This is a genomic window from Enterovirga sp. CN4-39 (assembly GCF_049446235.1).
Classification (GTDB): Bacteria; Pseudomonadota; Alphaproteobacteria; order Rhizobiales; family Beijerinckiaceae; genus Enterovirga.
Genome location: NZ_JBMSEF010000010.1, coordinates 84,776 through 100,926, shown reverse-complemented (window position 1 = coordinate 100,926; position 16,151 = coordinate 84,776). Strand labels below are relative to the sequence as shown.

At 67.8% G+C, this 16,151-nt stretch carries 15 protein-coding genes; 12 read left to right on the top strand and 3 right to left on the bottom strand.

What is annotated here, in order from left to right:
- Positions 1-83: 83 nt before the first annotated feature.
- Entirely contained in the window at positions 84-1,160 is a 1,077-nt protein-coding gene (locus ACO2SS_RS17080; RefSeq protein WP_423278961.1) for a branched-chain amino acid ABC transporter permease, read from the top strand.
- Positions 1,160-2,146, top strand: coding sequence for a branched-chain amino acid ABC transporter permease (locus ACO2SS_RS17075; protein WP_423278960.1), 987 nt, complete (start codon positions 1,160-1,162; stop codon positions 2,144-2,146). The genes ACO2SS_RS17080 and ACO2SS_RS17075 overlap by 1 nt, the downstream gene beginning before the upstream one ends.
- A gap of 12 nt (positions 2,147-2,158) precedes the next feature.
- Here the strand turns inward: ACO2SS_RS17075 and ACO2SS_RS17070 are convergent, their stop codons facing one another.
- The gene (locus tag ACO2SS_RS17070; protein ID WP_423278959.1) at positions 2,159-2,935 is read right to left on the bottom strand and encodes a hypothetical protein; all 777 of its coding nucleotides are present in this window, start codon (positions 2,933-2,935) and stop codon (positions 2,159-2,161) included.
- 161 nt (positions 2,936-3,096) lie between these two features.
- Here ACO2SS_RS17070 and ACO2SS_RS17065 point away from each other — a divergent pair, with 161 nt between their 5' ends.
- The 4 genes from ACO2SS_RS17065 (at position 3,097) to ACO2SS_RS17050 (ending at position 7,617) form a co-directional block, all read left to right on the top strand.
- Positions 3,097-4,056 (top strand): CobW family GTP-binding protein, encoded by a 960-nt coding sequence (locus ACO2SS_RS17065; protein WP_423278958.1) that lies wholly within the window; start codon positions 3,097-3,099, stop codon positions 4,054-4,056.
- A 111-nt stretch (positions 4,057-4,167) separates the two neighbouring features.
- The gene (locus ACO2SS_RS17060) at positions 4,168-5,172 is read left to right on the top strand and encodes a WD40 repeat domain-containing protein (RefSeq protein ID WP_423278957.1); all 1,005 of its coding nucleotides are present in this window, start codon (positions 4,168-4,170) and stop codon (positions 5,170-5,172) included.
- A 579-nt stretch (positions 5,173-5,751) separates the two neighbouring features.
- Complete coding sequence (locus ACO2SS_RS17055; RefSeq protein ID WP_423278956.1) at positions 5,752-6,912, top strand: type III PLP-dependent enzyme; 1,161 nt, start codon at positions 5,752-5,754, stop codon at positions 6,910-6,912.
- Between the two features lie 132 nt (positions 6,913-7,044).
- Entirely contained in the window at positions 7,045-7,617 is a 573-nt protein-coding gene (locus ACO2SS_RS17050) for a GNAT family N-acetyltransferase (protein ID WP_423279074.1), read from the top strand.
- Between the two features lie 157 nt (positions 7,618-7,774).
- Here the strand turns inward: ACO2SS_RS17050 and ACO2SS_RS17045 are convergent, their stop codons facing one another.
- Positions 7,775-8,719, bottom strand: coding sequence for a Bug family tripartite tricarboxylate transporter substrate binding protein (locus ACO2SS_RS17045; RefSeq protein WP_423279073.1), 945 nt, complete (start codon positions 8,717-8,719; stop codon positions 7,775-7,777).
- A 204-nt stretch (positions 8,720-8,923) separates the two neighbouring features.
- Here ACO2SS_RS17045 and ACO2SS_RS17040 point away from each other — a divergent pair, with 204 nt between their 5' ends.
- Positions 8,924-10,357 (top strand): homospermidine synthase, encoded by a 1,434-nt coding sequence (locus ACO2SS_RS17040; protein WP_423278955.1) that lies wholly within the window; start codon positions 8,924-8,926, stop codon positions 10,355-10,357.
- A gap of 19 nt (positions 10,358-10,376) precedes the next feature.
- Here ACO2SS_RS17040 and ACO2SS_RS17035 read toward each other — a convergent pair whose 3' ends face one another.
- Positions 10,377-10,910, bottom strand: coding sequence for a DUF2937 family protein (locus ACO2SS_RS17035; RefSeq protein WP_423278954.1), 534 nt, complete (start codon positions 10,908-10,910; stop codon positions 10,377-10,379).
- A gap of 146 nt (positions 10,911-11,056) precedes the next feature.
- Here ACO2SS_RS17035 and ACO2SS_RS17030 point away from each other — a divergent pair, with 146 nt between their 5' ends.
- The 5 genes from ACO2SS_RS17030 (at position 11,057) to ACO2SS_RS17010 (ending at position 16,136) form a co-directional block, all read left to right on the top strand.
- Positions 11,057-12,613: a glucan biosynthesis protein gene (locus ACO2SS_RS17030; protein WP_423278953.1), complete on the top strand. Its 1,557-nt coding sequence runs from the start codon at positions 11,057-11,059 to the stop codon at positions 12,611-12,613.
- Positions 12,610-13,113: a GNAT family N-acetyltransferase gene (locus ACO2SS_RS17025; protein ID WP_423278952.1), complete on the top strand. Its 504-nt coding sequence runs from the start codon at positions 12,610-12,612 to the stop codon at positions 13,111-13,113. The genes ACO2SS_RS17030 and ACO2SS_RS17025 overlap by 4 nt, the downstream gene beginning before the upstream one ends.
- A gap of 203 nt (positions 13,114-13,316) precedes the next feature.
- Entirely contained in the window at positions 13,317-14,078 is a 762-nt protein-coding gene (locus ACO2SS_RS17020; RefSeq protein WP_423278951.1) for an SDR family NAD(P)-dependent oxidoreductase, read from the top strand.
- 33 nt (positions 14,079-14,111) lie between these two features.
- Positions 14,112-15,347, top strand: a complete 1,236-nt coding sequence (locus ACO2SS_RS17015; protein WP_423278950.1) for an NAD(P)/FAD-dependent oxidoreductase — start codon at positions 14,112-14,114, stop codon at positions 15,345-15,347.
- Positions 15,348-15,419: 72 nt separating this feature from the next.
- Positions 15,420-16,136 (top strand): DUF1796 family putative cysteine peptidase, encoded by a 717-nt coding sequence (locus ACO2SS_RS17010; RefSeq protein ID WP_423278949.1) that lies wholly within the window; start codon positions 15,420-15,422, stop codon positions 16,134-16,136.
- The last annotated feature ends 15 nt before the right edge of the window (positions 16,137-16,151 follow it).

Below are 16,151 nucleotides of genomic sequence, written 5' to 3'. Positions count from 1 at the left end.
GAAAACCTGAGTAGCGGCCTTGACCTGAACCGGCATCTGATACCCTGAATGGCGCGGAGAGATCCCGCCCGAGACCCTGTCGCATGATCACGATCTTCGGCGTCCCCAGCGCCGCCCTGTTCGGACAGCTCCTCTTGGGGCTGATCAACGGATCCTTCTACGCAATCCTGAGTCTCGGCCTGGCCGTGATCTTCGGGCTTCTGAACATCATCAACTTCGCCCACGGCGCGCTCTACATGATGGGCGCCTTCGTGGCCTGGATGCTGCTCAACTACCTTGGCGTCGGCTACTGGTGGGCGCTTATCCTCGCTCCCGTCATCGTCGGCGGCGTCGGGATCCTGATGGAGCGCAACTACATCGCGCCCCTGAGCTTCACCAATCAGCGCCAAAGCTTCGTGCTGATCGGCGCGACGGCCATCGGCTTCCTCATCCTGTCCTTCGGGCTGTCGCTCGCCGCCACTCCGGCATTCGTCGGCGGCGCCGTGATCGGCCTCGTGGCGTCGACCGTCTATGCCTGGGTGCGGCCGAGCCAGACCGCGACCGTCCACGTGGACCACCTTTACGGGCTGCTGCTGACATTCGGGTTGGCGCTCATCATCCAGGGCCTGTTCCGGAACCAGTACGGCGTCTCGGGCCTGCCCTACGGTATTCCCTCTCAGCTCGCCGGCGGCCAGCAGATCCGGCTCTTCGACGCGCCGATCATGTTCATGCCGAACTACCGGGCCTGGGTCATCGTGGCCTCCCTGATCGTCTGCCTCGCGACCTGGTTCATGATCGAGAAAACGAAGCTCGGAGCCTATCTCCGGGCGGCGACCGAGAACCCGACCCTGGTCGGTGCCTTCGGCGTCAACGTCCCGCTCATGATCACGCTGACCTACGGGTTCGGCGTTGCCCTCGCGGCCTTCGCGGGCGTTCTCGCTGCGCCGATCTATTCGGTGAACCCCAACATGGGCGCGGACCTCATCATCGTGGTCTTCGCCGTCGTCGTCATCGGCGGAATGGGCTCGATCCTCGGCTCGATCATCACGGGCTTCGCGCTCGGGCTGGTCGAGGGCCTCACCAAGGTCTTCTACCCGGAGGCCTCTTCCACCGTCATCTTCGTCATCATGGTGCTGGTCCTGCTCGTTAAGCCGGCCGGCCTGTTCGGGAGGGCCTCCTGATGGCCAACGCCGCCCTGTCTGCCGACACCGATATCCCGGCCGTGCTGCACGAGCCGCGCGGAACGGCATCGTTCCACCTCAAGGTGTTCATCGGGATCGCCGTGGCGCTCCTGATTGCGCCCTACCTGCTCTATCCCGTGTTCCTGATGAAGGTGCTGTGCTTCGCGCTCTTTGCGATGGCCTTCAACCTTCTGCTCGGCTACGGCGGCCTCCTGTCCTTCGGCCATGCCGCCTATTTCGGCATGGCGAGCTACCTCTCGGCCTATTCGGCGAAGGTCTGGGGCTTCTCGCCCGAACTCGCGATCCTGACCGGCACCGTCACGGCGGCCGCGCTCGGCCTCGTCTTCGGAGCGGTCGCCATCCGACGCCAGGGCATCTACTTCTCGATGATCACCCTGGCGCTCGCGCAGATGGTCTTCTTCTTCTGCGTGCAGGCGAAGTTCACCGGGGGCGAGGACGGAATCCAGGCGGTCCCGCGCGGCAAGCTCTTCGGCTTCATCAATCTCGCCAACGACATGACGCTCTATTTCGTCGTGGCTGTCGTGTTCCTGTTGGGGCTCGGCCTGATCTACCGCATCATCCACTCGCCGTTCGGCCAGGTGCTGAAGGCGATCCGGGACAACGAGCCGCGCGCCACCTCGCTCGGCTACCGCACGAACCAGTACAAGCTGGCCGTCTTCGTCCTCTCGACGACGCTGGCTGGTCTTGCAGGCGGCCTGAAGGCGATCGTGTTCCAGCTCGCCTCGCTGACCGACGTGCACTGGTCGATGTCCGGTGAGGTGGTCCTGATGACGCTCGTCGGCGGCATGGGCACGGTCTTCGGGCCGATCGTCGGCGCCGCCGTGATCGTCACCATGGCCAATTACCTGGCGACGCTCGGGGCCTGGGTCACGATCGTGCAGGGCATCATCTTCGTGCTCTGCGTGCTCCTGTTCCGCGAGGGTATCCTCGGGCTGATAGCACGGTGGATCAAGCGGCCGCTCTGAGCGGCCGCCTTCCTAGCGCTGGGCGGGGTAGAGCGCTTCTCCGTCCGCGTGCGGTCGCACCGGGTGCGTCGCGCCGCGGGGAATGCCCGCGGCAAGGACGGCTTCGGGAACGATCGGGCGCCACCTGAAGTGGGTCAAGTCGACGAAATCGCCGAGTTCGGCGCAGCGAAAGCCCGCCCTGGCGAGCTCGCTCGGCACGAAGGCCTCCCCGAACGGCCAGAAGCTCCGCTTGCCCTGCCTATGCTCCAGGGCGGCGAGCCGGCGTCTCGCCACGAGAAAGCTTGCAGCAGGCCGCGACAGGATCATCACTGCCGCCAGCGCCCCGCGAAGCTCATTCCCCGAATAGACGTCGCGGTGCGGCCTGGCCCAGGACCAGGTCTCCATATCCGCATGGGAGTGGCAGACGAGGTCGAGGCGCTCGTTCTGCACGCGCTGCATGAGCCGGCCGAGATCGACGTTCAGGCAGACGTCGTAATCCATCGTCAGGCAATGTTCGTAGGCCGGATGAGCGTCGAACAGCGCGTATGTCGCGACGTCGATATTCCACCAGAGCATGCCTTCGAGGCCGATGAAGCCTCGCTCCCGCGGAACGTCGCCGATCAGCCGGCCTACGCGTTCCGGCGTGACAGGGACCCTGCTCAACGTCTCAGGCACGTCCGCGACCGGACCTCCGGTCTCGTCCGTGATCGCCCAGAGATCGCCAGGGGGAACGAGCGGCGCGACCCGACCGTATTGCCGGGCGACGAACGCATCCCAGTAGTGGAGAACGAAGCCGACCGCGTAGCGCACGCGTCCTAAGTTACGCGGCGTGCGCGACCTGCGCCAGCGCCGGGGCTTGGTCTCCTGCCCGCGACAAACGATATAAGGGATCGACGCCTGAGAGCGCCCCGCACCGGTCGATGCCGGGAGGGGTGCTTCCCACCGCAAGTATCCCTCCATCGGAGCCCAAGATGGCCGAGAAGATCCCCGTCACCGTGCTCACCGGCTATCTCGGGGCCGGCAAGACGACCCTCCTGAACCGCATCCTCACCGAGCAGCACGGCCGCCGCTACGCCGTGATCGTCAACGAGTTCGGCGAGATCGGCATCGACAACGACCTCGTGGTCGGCGCCGACGAGGAAGTGTTCGAGATGAACAACGGCTGCATCTGCTGCACCGTCCGGGGTGACCTCATCCGCATCATCGAGGGCTTGATGAAGCGGCGCGGCAAGTTCGACGCGATCATCGTCGAAACGACGGGGCTCGCCGATCCGGCGCCTGTCGCCCAGACCTTCTTCGTCGACGAGGACGTATCCCAGCGCGCCCGGCTCGATGCGGTCGTGACTGTCGCCGACGCGAAGTGGCTGAGCGAGCGCCTGAAGGACGCGCCCGAGGCCAAGAACCAGATCGCCTTCGCCGACGTGATCCTGCTCAACAAGACCGACCTCGTCGACGAGGCCGGGCTCGTCGAGGTCGAGGCCCGCATCCGGGCCATCAACCCGTCGGCCACGATCCACCGGACGGTGAACTGCAACATCCCGATCGGCGAGGTGCTGGACCGCAAGGCGTTCGATCTCGACCGCATCATGGAGGTGGAGCCCGAATTCCTCGAGGAGGGGCATCACCACCACCATGACGAGGAGATCGATTCCTTCTCGTTCCGGGCGGGCGAGGTGAACCCCGACAAGTTCATGCCGTGGATCTCGGACCTGACGCAGCGCGAGGGGCCGAACATCCTGCGCTGCAAGGGTATCGTGGCCTTCCCGAAGGAGCCGAAGCGCTTCGTGTTCCAGGGCGTGCACATGATCCTGGACGGCGACCTGTCGCGCGAGTGGCGCCCGGACGAGAAGCGCGAGAGCCGGGTCGTGTTCATCGGTCGGGATCTCGACGAGAAGGCGATCCGCGAGGGTTTTCTGGCCTGCGCCGCATAGTGCGGCGACGGCCCGCCGGGCTTGCCCGGGTGGGTTCGGTTCCGTAGGCGAGACGTTCTTCGGGGACGGGATGGCCGGGGCCAGCCCGGCCATGACACGTTCAGGGTACACATGTCCGGCACACTGACCTCGCTCACCGACCAGGTCCTGCCCGTCCAGGCCGGGGCCGAGGTGACCGGCCTTGCCTGGCTCGGCCGCACGGCCGCCTTCGCGCTCGCGGACGGCACCGTTCTCCTCGCGGATGGCGAGGCGGATCCCTGCCGGGTTTCCGCCCATCCGGAGGGCGCCATCCTGGTTGCGGCCGGGGACGACAAGCGCATCGTGACGGGGAGCGACGACGGCCGGGTGGTCGCCACCATGGCCGATGGGACGTCGAAGGAGCTCGCCCAGAGTTCCGGCTGGGTCGACGCGCTCGCGCTCCACCCCTCCGGCGGTGTCGCCTTCGCGGCTGCCCGGAAGGTGACGGCCTTGGACGAGAAGGGGCGGGCGAAGACCTGGGATGCTCCGTCGAGCGCCCGCGGCCTCGCCTTCGCGCCCAAGGGGTACCGGCTGGCGGTCGCGCATTACGGCGGCGCCACCCTGTGGTTCCCGAACCTCGACACCCCGCCGGAGCTGCTTTCCTGGAAGGGTTCGCATCTCGATGTGGTCTGGTCGCCGGATAGCCGGTTCGTGGTCACCTCCATGCAGGAGAACGCGATGCATGGCTGGCGCCTCCAGCCGGATCGCGGCCACATGCGCATGACTGGCTATGCCGGAAAGCCACGCTCCTTCTCCTGGTCCTTCGGGGGCGCCTGGCTCGCGACATCGGGCGCCGATGCTGCCATTGTGTGGCCCTTCGGCTCGAAGGAGGGCCCCACCGGAAAGGCGCCGCGCGAATGCGGTGTCCGGCATGCGCGCGTGGTGAAGGTGGCCTTCCACCCGAGCGTGAACGTGCTCGCCATCGGGTACGAGGATGGCTGCGTGCTCCTCGTCAGATTCGACGACGGCGCCGAGCTCCTCGCCCGTCGGCCCGTGGAAGGCAGCGCGATCAGCGCGCTCGCCTGGGACAAGAAGGGCGGCCGCCTCGCCTTTGGGACCGCCGACGGACAGGCCGGGATTCTCGTCCTGTCCGCCTGACGGGCGGCAGCGCGCCCCTGGGGCGAAAATGTCGCCCAAATGGGCCAAATAGGGTCTTGTGCCCGGGGGCGAATAACCCTATCTGCAGGCTTGCCCAATTTCGCACGTGCCTGTGGCCGCGTGCCGGTTGGTGGGCATCCGGACAAGAGGCCGGACAGCCGCCAGGGGTTTAGGATCGATGCCGCGAGGGGTGGAACCCTCCAGGCGGCGATCCAGGTGGAAACACCGACCCCGACAACAACCGGCAGCCGGAGGCGAAACCGGCGAACCCCGCACTCCACGGGGGACGCAGCTTAAAGCAACGACGAACGGGCTTTTTTGGTCTCGTCGGCCCTCCACAGGCCGGCACCGAAGAGGCTTGTTTCTCATTGCCAGGCGTGCGGACGGGTTCTCCCATCCAAACGAAGGCAGCATCGTCGGGTTGACGGTGCGTTGTGTCGCAACCGCGTTTCCACCGCGCGGGGGCGTGCCATCGCACATCGACCCAATGAGGCCGGGCGGCAAGGGGCTTTCCCTTCCGCCTGAACATTCACCGGGGCCGGCCTGATCCGGCACGTTGAACCTTCTTGGGAGAGCGCCATGACGGAGCGCATCCGCGATTTCCTCCGCGACCGACGCCGCGCCGGACTCGATGACGGGCCGGTTCTGGTGGTCGATCTCGATGTCGTGCGGGAGAACTACGGTAAGTTCTCGCGCGCGCTGCCGGACACGCGTGTCTTCTATGCCGTGAAGGCGAACCCGGAGCCCAAGCTGCTCGCCACGCTGGCCGAGCTCGGCTCGTGCTTCGACACCGCCTCTGTGCCCGAGATCCGCATGGCGCTCGCCGCCGGCGCTGGTCCCGAGCGCATCTCCTTCGGCAACACGATCAAGAAGGAGCGTGACATCGTCACCGCCCTGAAGCTTGGCGTGCGCCTCTTCGCGGTCGATTGCGAGGCGGAGGTCGAGAAGATCGCGCGGGCCGTCGAGGCGACGGGAGCCGAGGACGTGCGCGTGTTCTGCCGCATCCTGTGCGACGGCGCGGGCGCCGAGTGGCCGCTCTCGCGCAAGTTCGGCTGCGAGCCCGAGATGGCTGTCGGCGTGCTCGAACATGCGCACCGGGCTGGTCTCGAGGCCTACGGCGTGTCGTTCCACGTCGGCTCGCAGCAGGCGAACACGGAAGCCTGGGACGGCGCGCTCGCGTCGGCGTCCTGGATCTTCCGCGAGTGCCAGGAGCGCGGCATCGGGCTCTCGATGGTCAATCTCGGCGGCGGCTTCCCGACGCGCTACCTGAAGGACGTCCCGGCGGTCGAGGCCTATGGCAACTCGATCTTCCAGGCGCTCTCGAAGCACTTCGGCAATCGCCTGCCCGAGACGATCATCGAGCCCGGCCGCGGCATGGTCGGCAATGCGGGGATCATCGAGTCCGAGGTCGTGCTGGTCTCCAAGAAGAGCCGCGACGAGGACGAGGTGCGCTGGGTCTATCTCGACATCGGCAAGTTCGGCGGCCTCGCCGAGACGATGGACGAGTCGATCCGGTACCAGATCCGCACGGAGCACGATGGGGACCGCAAGGCTCCCTGCGTGCTCGCCGGCCCGACCTGCGATTCCGCGGACGTCATGTACGAGAAGACGCCGTACTGGCTTCCCGTGTCGCTCGAGATCGGCGATCGCGTGCTGATCGAGGGGACCGGCGCCTATACGTCGACCTACTCGTCGGTGGCGTTCAACGGCCTGCCGCCGCTCGCGACGCACGTCATCTGACGTAGGCGCGACATCGTCATCCCCGGGCGGAGCCCGGGGATGAACCCAACCCAAATCCCCGGACGGCCTGCCGAAGTCTCGGCAGGTGCGAGGGCTGCTGTCTCCCATCTTTCGCCCGGGGAGGGCACGGCCTTGTTCGAGATCCGTATCGAAACCTCCAAAGACGTCGTGGCACGCGAGCGGCTGCTCGACCGCTGCTTCGGCGACGAGCGCTTCGCCAAGACCTGCGAGCGGCTGCGCGAAGGTCGCCTGCCGGCTGTCGATCTCGCGCTCGTCGTCGAGCGCGAGGGCGAGATCGTTGCGACCGTGCGGCTCTGGAACGTCACGGCAGGCCCGGGCCGGCCGGCGCTTCTGCTCGGGCCGATCGCGGTCGATCCTGCCCTGCAGGGGCTCGGCATCGGCGCCAAGCTGATGCGCCACGCGCTTGCCCGTGCCGAGGAACTCGGCCACGACGCCGTCATCCTGGTTGGCGACGCGCCCTATTACGAGCGCTTCGGCTTCTCGGCCGAGGCGGTCGCGGGGCTGTGGCTGCCCGGTCCGGTTGAGCGCGAGCGGTTCCTCGGCCTCGAACTCGTTCCCGGCGCCCTCGCCGGGGCGCGCGGGCTCGTCCAGCCGACGGGCGACGCGGCGCCCCTTCCCGATCTCGCGAGCCTCATCCGGAGCCTCGCGAACGACGACCTGCCCGGTTTCGCGCAGGCTGCCTGAGGGGGGCCGGCCGCCCCCGCCAGGGGCCGGGGCCGCGATAGTTAACCAAATCCTAACAGGCAGCTCGACTCGTCGGCCGGTTTGCTGCTTTGTAGCTCTCGGTTAGTGGAAAACTGCAGCCCGGTCCGGACCTCTCCGGACCGGGCTTTTCTTTGTCTCAGTCGATGGAGACGCCGGCATCCTTCACGACCGGCGTCCACTTCGCGATCTCGGCCTTGACGTGCTCCGCGAGCACTTCCGGGGTGGATCCCACGACATCGGCCGAGAAGGTCTTCATGCGCTCGGCGACGGCCGGGTCCTTCACGGCCTTCACGGCCTCGGCGTTCAGCCGGTCGATGATCTCCTTCGGCGTGCCCTTCGGGGCGAACAGCGCGTTCCAGGTATAGGTCTCGTAGCCCGGGAGCGCCTCGCCGATCGTCGGCACGTCCGGGAAGGAACCGGCGCGCTCCTTGGTGGTGACACCGAGCGCCCGCAGGGTGCCGGCCTGGATGAAGCCTGAAGCCGAAGGCAGGTTGTCGAACTGGATCGGGACCACGCCCGCCACGACGTCGTTCAGGGCCGGGCCGGAGCCCCGGTAGGGGATGTGCTGCATCTCGACCTTGGCCAGGCTCTTGAACAGCTCGCCGGAAAGATGGAGCGGCGTTCCGATGCCGGAGGAGGCGTAATTGTACTTGCCGGGATTCTCCTTCAGCAGCGCGATGAGCTCGGGAACCGTCTTCGCGGGCAGCGAGGGGTTCACGATCAGCACGTTGGGCACGATCGCGAGAAGCGAGATCGGCGCGAAATCCGTGACCGCATCATAGGGCTTACGCTTCAGGATGAGCGGGTTCAGCGCATGCGTGGCGACCGTGCCCATCAGGATCTGGTAGCCGTCGGGCTCAGCCTTGGCGACGCGCGCGGCGCCGACATTGCCGCCAGCGCCCCCCACGTTCTCGACCACGATCTGCTGGCCGAGGCCTTCGCTCATCTTCTGCGCGATGATGCGGGCGACGACGTCCGTCGACCCACCGGCCGCGAAGGGGACGACCATCGTGACAGGCCGGCTCGGGAATGAAGACTGGGCGATCGCCGGGGCGGCAAGCGTTGCAGCGGCGCCGGCCATGAGCCCGCGTCGGGTAAGAGAGAACAAGTTGAGACTCCTGGTTGAACTGCTGCGGATGTAGGGCCTCGGCCCCGCACAGGCAAAGCTTGGCCCCAACGCAAACAGTCGCAAGGCGTTCATCAGAGGGTGCGAACGGTTGACCCCGCGAGTTATGCCGTCCATCTGGCGGGCTCCCACTCCAAGCAGAAGGAAACCCACCCCGGAATGACAGATTGGCCCGTCCACGGCCGCATCAGCGGCCCGATCGTGATGATCGGCCTCGGCTCCATCGGAAGCGGCACGATCCCGCTGATCGAGCGCCACTTCGAATTCGACCGCAGCCGCTTCGTCGTGATCGATCCCGACGATGCGCATCGTGGCATCCTCGATGAGCGCGGCATCCGCTTCATCCAGTCGGCCGTCACCCGGGATAATTATCGCGAGTTGCTGACGCCGCTCCTGACCAACGGCGAAGGCCAGGGCTTCTGCGTCAACCTCTCGGTGGACACCTCCTCCGTGGACCTCATGGAGCTCTGCCGAGACCTCGGCGCGCTCTATATCGACACCGTGGTCGAGCCCTGGGCAGGGTTCTATTTCGACAAGTCCGCAGGTCCGGAGTCCCGAACGAACTACGCCCTGCGCGAGACGCTGCTGGCGGCGAAGCGGCGGCGCCCGGGTGGCACGACGGCGGTCTCAACCTGCGGCGCGAACCCCGGCATGGTGTCCTGGCTGGTGAAGCAGGCGCTTCTCAACGTGGCGTCCGATCTCGGCATCGATCACGACGTGCCGGCCAGCCGCGAGGGCTGGGCAGCCCTGATGCAGCGCGCGGGCATAAAGGGCATCCACATCGCCGAGCGCGACACCCAGCGCGCCAAGAGCCCGAAGCCGCGCCGCGTCTTCGTCAATACCTGGTCGGTGGAAGGCTTCGTGTCGGAGGGTCTGCAGCCGGCAGAGCTGGGCTGGGGCACCTTCGAGCCCTGGCTGCCCGAGAACGCACGCGGCCACGAGACCGGGTGCCGGGCCGGGATCTTCCTCCTGCAGCCGGGCGCGAATACCCGTGTCCGCTCCTGGACGCCGACCGCGGGGGCCCAGTACGGCTTCCTCGTGACGCACAACGAGTCGATCTCGATCGCCGACTACTACACGGTGCGGGACGGGAGCGGCCGGGCTGTCTACCGGCCGACCTGCCACTACGCCTACCATCCCTGCGACGATGCCGTGCTCTCCCTGCACGAGATGTTCGGGCAGGGGGGCGAACGTCAGCCGGCGTGGCACATCCTGGACGAGAACGAGATCGTGGACGGCATCGACGAGCTCGGCGTCCTCCTCTACGGCCACGGCAAGAACGCCTACTGGTACGGCTCCCAGCTCTCCATCGAGGAGACGCGAAGGATAGCCCCTTACCAGAACGCGACAGGGTTGCAGGTCTCCTCTGCGGTTCTCGCCGGGATGGTCTGGGCCTTGGAGAACCCCGAGGCCGGGATCGTCGAGGCCGACGAGATGGATTTCCGCCGCTGCCTCGAAGTCCAGACCCCGTATCTCGGCCCCGTGATCGGCGAGTACACCGACTGGACGCCGCTCGAGGGCCGGCCTGGCTTCTTCCCCGAGGACATCGACACCTCGGAGCCCTGGGCCTTCCGCAATACGCTGGTGCGGTGAGGGCATCGCTTCGCTCGGTTTACACCGAGCGGAGCTCTCCCCTTGCGGGCCGCCGCCGCCAATGCCGTGGCGTCAGCCGCCCGAGCGCCCTGAAGAGGAGCGCGAACCCTCCCCAGCCGAGCACGAAGCCGGCCCCGCCGATGACCAGCCCCTCGGTCGTGGCCGGCCACGCCGGTTCGTAGTCGAGATAGGTGGCCTGGGCGAGCTGCGGATCGAACCCTCGTGCCAGGACGGCCAGGCGCTCGAAGGGCCCGGCATTCGCGACGGCATCGCGCTGCCGCTCGAGCCTACCGAGCCGGTCGACGATCTCCGTCATGGCGGGGCCCTGGCGCCGCACCAGGGTGTCCGGCTGCTCCGTCAGGCGGGCGATGGCCTGCTCCCGGGTTACCCCTTCGGCGCGCGCGTTGTCGTCGAACGTGCCGACCACGCGGCGCAACTCGTCGATCGCCCCCCCGATGCGCTGGCGATATTGCTGCGCGAATTCCGGGCCCTGGGAGGCCACAAGGCCTGTGAAGAGCCCGATCGCGAGGGCAAAGATGCGCCCGATGACCATCTCCCTCCGTTCCGCTCAGAGAAAGCGGCGACGCAGCGTCGCGGTTCCCAAACTGGCCGCAGGGAAGCTAGGCCGTTCATTGAACGCTCACCTCCCCTCGGCCAGGGTCGTGCGCTCCCCCATCCGCCCGTATAAGACCAGGATTCATGACCGACTTCACGCGCCGGAGCGCGCTCGCCACCCTGGCGGCCACCGTTGCTGCACCGGCTCTTGCCCAGCAGAGCGCCGCTCCGCCTCTGATCCCGTTCCGGTTCGAGGACGTGGTGAGGCGGGCGCGCGACCTCGCCGCGGCGCCCTTCGACGCCCGCGTGCCGCAGCTTCCCGAGCCCCTCCAGAGCCTCGATTTCGACGCCTATCGCGATATCCGCTTCCGGCCGGACCGAGCCCTGCTCGCCACCCAGGGCGGGCCGTTCCGCCTGCAGCTGTTCCACCTCGGCTTCCTGTATTCCCGTCCCATCACGGTGAACGTCATCCGGGACGGAGTGCCTACGCCCGTCGCGTACCAGCCCCAGCTCTTCGACTACGGGCGGACCCGGATCGAGCGGCCGCTGCCGGTCAATCTCGGCTTCGCGGGCTTCCGGCTGCATTATCCGCTGAACACGCCGCGCATCTTCGACGAGCTCATCGCCTTCCTCGGGGCGAGCTACTTCCGGTTCCTCGGGCGCGAGCAGCGCTACGGGATCTCGGCGCGCGGGCTTGCGATCAACACCGAAGCGCGGGGAGAACCCGAGGAATTCCCGGTCTTCCGCGAGTTCTGGATCGATGTTCCGTCTTCCGGTCCCGAGCGCGCGACCGTGCTCGCCCTGCTGGACAGCCCTTCCGTCGCCGGCGCGTACCGGTTCGAGATCTATCCGTCCGAGGAGACGACGCTCGACGTCAGCGTGACGTTGTTCCCGCGCCGCCAGATCACCTCGGCCGGGCTCGCGCCCCTGACCTCCATGTACTACTCGGGCGAGAACGAGCGACGCACCGGTGACGATTTCCGTCTCGAGGTGCACGATTCCGACGGGTTGATGATCCACACGGGCAATGGCGAGTGGATCTGGCGGCCCATCCGCAACCCGGTCACCAAGACGATCCAGCCCTTCCTGGACAACAATCCGCGCGGCTTCGGCCTGATGCAGCGCGACCGGCGCTTCGAGAGCTACCAGGATCTCGAGGCGAATTACGAGATGCGCCCGAGCTACTGGGTCGAACCTACCGGCAACTGGGGCGAGGGCGCGGTCGAGCTGGTCGAGATTCCCACGGCCGCCGAGGTGCACGACAACGTTGTCGCCTATTGGCGGCCCCGGCAGCCCTACGAGGCCGGACAGGAGGTCACCTTCAGCTATCGCCTTCGCTCGATCAGCGCGGGCGATAACCTCCATCCTGGCGGGAAGGTCATCAACACCTTCCAGGCGCCGGCCCGGGCAAGTGGCTCGATCGAGCCGGCGGACCGGACCATTCGGCGTTTCCTGATCGACTTCGCGGGCGGGAATCTCTCCTATTACCTGTCCGACCCGAGCCTGGTTCAGGTCGTTCCCTCGATGTCGGCGGGGCAGATCGTCGGGACATTCGTCGTGCCGAACGAGCACACGGGCGGGTTCCGGGCCGCCATCGACCTGAAGCTGGACCCCGGCCAGTCGGCCGACCTGCGCGCCTATCTCCGGTCCGGGGAAAAGGCCCTCACCGAGACCTGGACGTATCGCTGGACGGTGACGTGAGCGGGCGCCCGAGTTCGGGCGTCTCGGCGGAGATCCGTCCGGCTCTTCCGGATGATCTCCCAGGGCTGGTCGCGCTCGAGAACGCAGCGTTCTCGAGCGACCGGCTCGACCGGCGGGCGCTTCGCCACGCCCTCCGGTCACCCACCATCCTGGCTCATGTGGCGGCCGGGCAGAATGGCGACATCCTGGGCTACGTGCTTGTCCAGATCCGCCGCGGATCGGCATTGGGCTGGCTGACCTCGGTCGCCGTGGCCCCTGACGCCCATGGCCTCGGCCTCGGCCGTCGCCTGGTACGGGTCGCCGAGGAGGCGACCAGGGCTGCGGGGCGGCGGCGCATCCGCCTGGAGGTCAGGGCGGACAACCGTCCCGCGCGCGAGCTCTACGAGAGCGCCGGCTATGCGCGGATTGCCGTGGTCTCCGACTATTACGAGGACGGTGAGGCGGCATGGCGTTACGAGAAGACGCTCGTTCCCGAACTCGCCTCCGAACGCGCCGCCTGACCGCGGACGGGTGTCTCCCGGTGGAACACAGCTCCCCTCGCGTCACGGTCGAGGGCGTGTCGCCCTTGCTGCCAGCGCGGTGCTCGGTGTAGCGGACCTCAACGGGGCAGCGCTCGGGTTTGCTGTGCGAACCGCAGCGAGGGTCGCGGCCCGAGATTCCGAGCCCCTCGGGTGCGCCCGAGCGGGTTGATGGGGAGAGCGACGTGAAGGTCGAGGGCATTGCGGCGATTGTAACCGGCGGCGCGTCCGGTCTTGGTTTGGCGACCGCTCAGGCGCTCGCCGGCGCGGGCGCGAAGGTCGCGCTCGTCGATCTCAACGAGCAGGGCGCCAAGGCGGCCGCTGAACCTCTCGGAGGCATCGGCATCGGCTGCGACGTTTCCGATGCGGCGAGCGCGGAGGCCGCCGTGGCCCGCGCGGCCGAGGCGCATGGCCCGGCTCGCATTCTCATCAACTGCGCGGGCGTCGCGACGCCGGGACGGATCGTCGGGAAGAATGGTCCCCTGGACCTGTCGGTCTACAGCCGTGTGATCGCGATCAACCTGATCGGCACCTTCAACATGATGCGGCTCGTCGCAGCGGCCGCGCAGAGCCTCGATCCGCTCGATGGCGGCGAGCGCGGCGTCATCGTCTCGACGGCTTCCGTCGCGGCCTATGAGGGCCAGGTCGGACAGGCGGCCTACGCCTCGTCGAAGGCAGGTATTGTCGGGCTTACGCTTCCCGCCGCCCGAGAGTTCGCTCCCGTCGGTATCCGGGTCTGCGCGATCGCGCCCGGCATCTTCGAGACGCCCATGCTGCTCGGGCTGCCGCAGGACGTTCAGGACTCGCTTGGCCGCTCGGTGCCGTTCCCCTCGCGCCTCGGCAAGCCCGAGGAATATGCCGACCTCGTGATGTCGATCATCCGCAATCCGATGCTCAACGGCGAGACGATCCGCCTCGATGGCGCCATCCGCATGCAGCCGCGCTGAGGCAGCCTCTCCGGCGGCGGGGAGCACGGGCCCGTGAGGGTCGTTGTCGTCGGAGCCGGCCAGGCCGGCTTCCAGGTCGCGGCCTCGCTCCGCGACGGACAATTCCAGGGCGAGGTCCTGTTGGTCGGCGAGGAAACCTCGCTGCCCTACCAGCGGCCACCGCTCTCGAAGGCCTATCTGACGGGCGACGCCGACGCATCCAGCGTGATGCTCCGGGCGCCCTCGTTCTATGCGGAGCGCGCGATCGAGGTCCGTACGGGCGACCGGGTCGTGGCGCTGGACCGGCTTGCAGCACGGATCATCACGCAGGCCGGCGAGACAATCCCCTACGACCATCTGGTTCTCGCCACGGGCGCCCGGAACCGCATCCTGTCCGCGCCCGGCGTCGAGTTGGATGGCGTTCTCTACCTGCGCGGGCTGGAGGACGCCGACCGGATCAAGGCGGCGCTCGAGAACGCCGCGCGCGTGGCGATCATCGGCGCGGGCTTCATCGGCCTGGAATTCGCCGCGGTTGCCGCCAGGCGCGGCCTGGCCGTGACCGTCTACGAGGCGCAGGACCGCGTCATGGCCCGGGCGGTCTCTCCGGAAACCGCCGCCTTCGTGCAATCCGTCCATGAAGCGGCAGGCATTCGGTTCGAGTTCGGGGCGCTCGTCGAGGCCTTTGCGGGACGCGACGGGCGGGTGACCGGCCTCAGCACCCTGGACGGTCGCCGAACCGAGGCGGACCTCGTGCTGATCGGCATCGGCGTTGTGCCGAACGAGGAGCTTGCCACGGAAGCCGGGCTGCCGGTCGCGAATGGCATCTCGGTGGACGCCCACCTCCTCACCCCCGACCCGGCGATCTCCGCGCTCGGCGATTGCGCGTCTCACCCGTCACGCTTCGCCTCCGGGCCGGTCAGGATCGAATCCGTCCAGAACGCCGTGGATCAGGGGAAATGCGTAGCGCAGCGCCTCCTGGGGCACCCTGCAGCCTATGCCAGCGTGCCGTGGTTCTGGAGCGACCAGGGAACGCTCAAGATCCAGATGGCCGGGCTTCCGGGCCGGGACGAGCGCAGCATCCTGCGCGGGGATCCGGCCGCGGGCGCCTTCTCCGTGTTCCGCTATACCGGAGACCGGCTCTCGTCGGTGGAATCGGTCAACAGGCCGGCCGACCACATGGCGGCCCGGCGGCTTCTCGAGGCGGGCATCAATCCCTCGCCCGAACAGGTGTCGGACCCCGGCACGGACCTGAAGAGCCTGCTGTCGGCCCGGCGCCGTGGGGCGGCTTAGCGTGCCGGCACCGGAACTACCTGGGCGCGAGACCAATACCGGACCAGCCGCCACAACAGGCTCGCCTGCCTGATGGGGGTTGAAATCGAGCTCTGGATGCAGCGGGCGCGACGGCATCTCGGGCGCCTGCTTCCCGGGCAGCGCGCATGGGTCTCGATCGGGACCTTCTGCCATGCCGCCTCGGCGTTGAGAGAGGCCGGGCTGCGCCAATGGTCGGGGCCGTTCGACTGGATCTTCTCGACCCCGGCCCTGGTCGCCGATGCGATCGAGGAGGACTTCGAGAACTTCCTGGCGCCCCGCTACCTCCAGAGCGTGCCGGAGCACCTCCTGACACCGGGGACCAAGCGGCAGTGCCGTCATCTCCTGTTCGAGGAGCGCTACCGGCTGCCCACGCTGTTCAACCATCACGACCCGGTGTCGTCCCAGGAAGACAGGGAAACGCTGGTGCGAGCGATAGCGCGGTTCCGCTCCGCGCTTGCCAACTCCCGCGGCAACACCTTCTTCATGCTCTCGGATCGGCCGCGCGCCGAGGCCGATCTCGACCGATTGGAGCGGCTCTTCCTGCGCCATGGGAGCCAGCATCGCATGGTCGTGGTGACGCTCGAGGCCGGCTCCGAGCGACTTCTTAGGATGGAAGACGGCTCCGGACGTCGAATCGGTGGCGTGGTGCGCCTCCTCGGCGAGTCGAAGGGTGTCCGTTTCGTGGATCCGGCCGATAACGAGTTCCTGAGGCAGGCCCTGGCCCGCTTCGCATCTCGCGTCGGCGCGTCGGACGCTCGCTCGGCCTGATCCGCCCGCGCGCCC

Coding starts and splice junctions, on each gene's coding strand:
- ACO2SS_RS17080 (WP_423278961.1), top strand. CDS start 84: ATGATCACGATCTTCGGCGTCCCCAGCGCCGCCCTGTTCGGACAGCTC.
- ACO2SS_RS17075 (WP_423278960.1), top strand. CDS start 1,160: ATGGCCAACGCCGCCCTGTCTGCCGACACCGATATCCCGGCCGTGCTG.
- ACO2SS_RS17065 (WP_423278958.1), top strand. CDS start 3,097: ATGGCCGAGAAGATCCCCGTCACCGTGCTCACCGGCTATCTCGGGGCC.
- ACO2SS_RS17060 (WP_423278957.1), top strand. CDS start 4,168: ATGTCCGGCACACTGACCTCGCTCACCGACCAGGTCCTGCCCGTCCAG.
- ACO2SS_RS17055 (WP_423278956.1), top strand. CDS start 5,752: ATGACGGAGCGCATCCGCGATTTCCTCCGCGACCGACGCCGCGCCGGA.
- ACO2SS_RS17045 (WP_423279073.1), bottom strand. CDS start 8,719: ATGGCCGGCGCCGCTGCAACGCTTGCCGCCCCGGCGATCGCCCAGTCT.
- ACO2SS_RS17040 (WP_423278955.1), top strand. CDS start 8,924: ATGACAGATTGGCCCGTCCACGGCCGCATCAGCGGCCCGATCGTGATG.
- ACO2SS_RS17035 (WP_423278954.1), bottom strand. CDS start 10,910: ATGGTCATCGGGCGCATCTTTGCCCTCGCGATCGGGCTCTTCACAGGC.
- ACO2SS_RS17030 (WP_423278953.1), top strand. CDS start 11,057: ATGACCGACTTCACGCGCCGGAGCGCGCTCGCCACCCTGGCGGCCACC.
- ACO2SS_RS17010 (WP_423278949.1), top strand. CDS start 15,420: ATGGGGGTTGAAATCGAGCTCTGGATGCAGCGGGCGCGACGGCATCTC.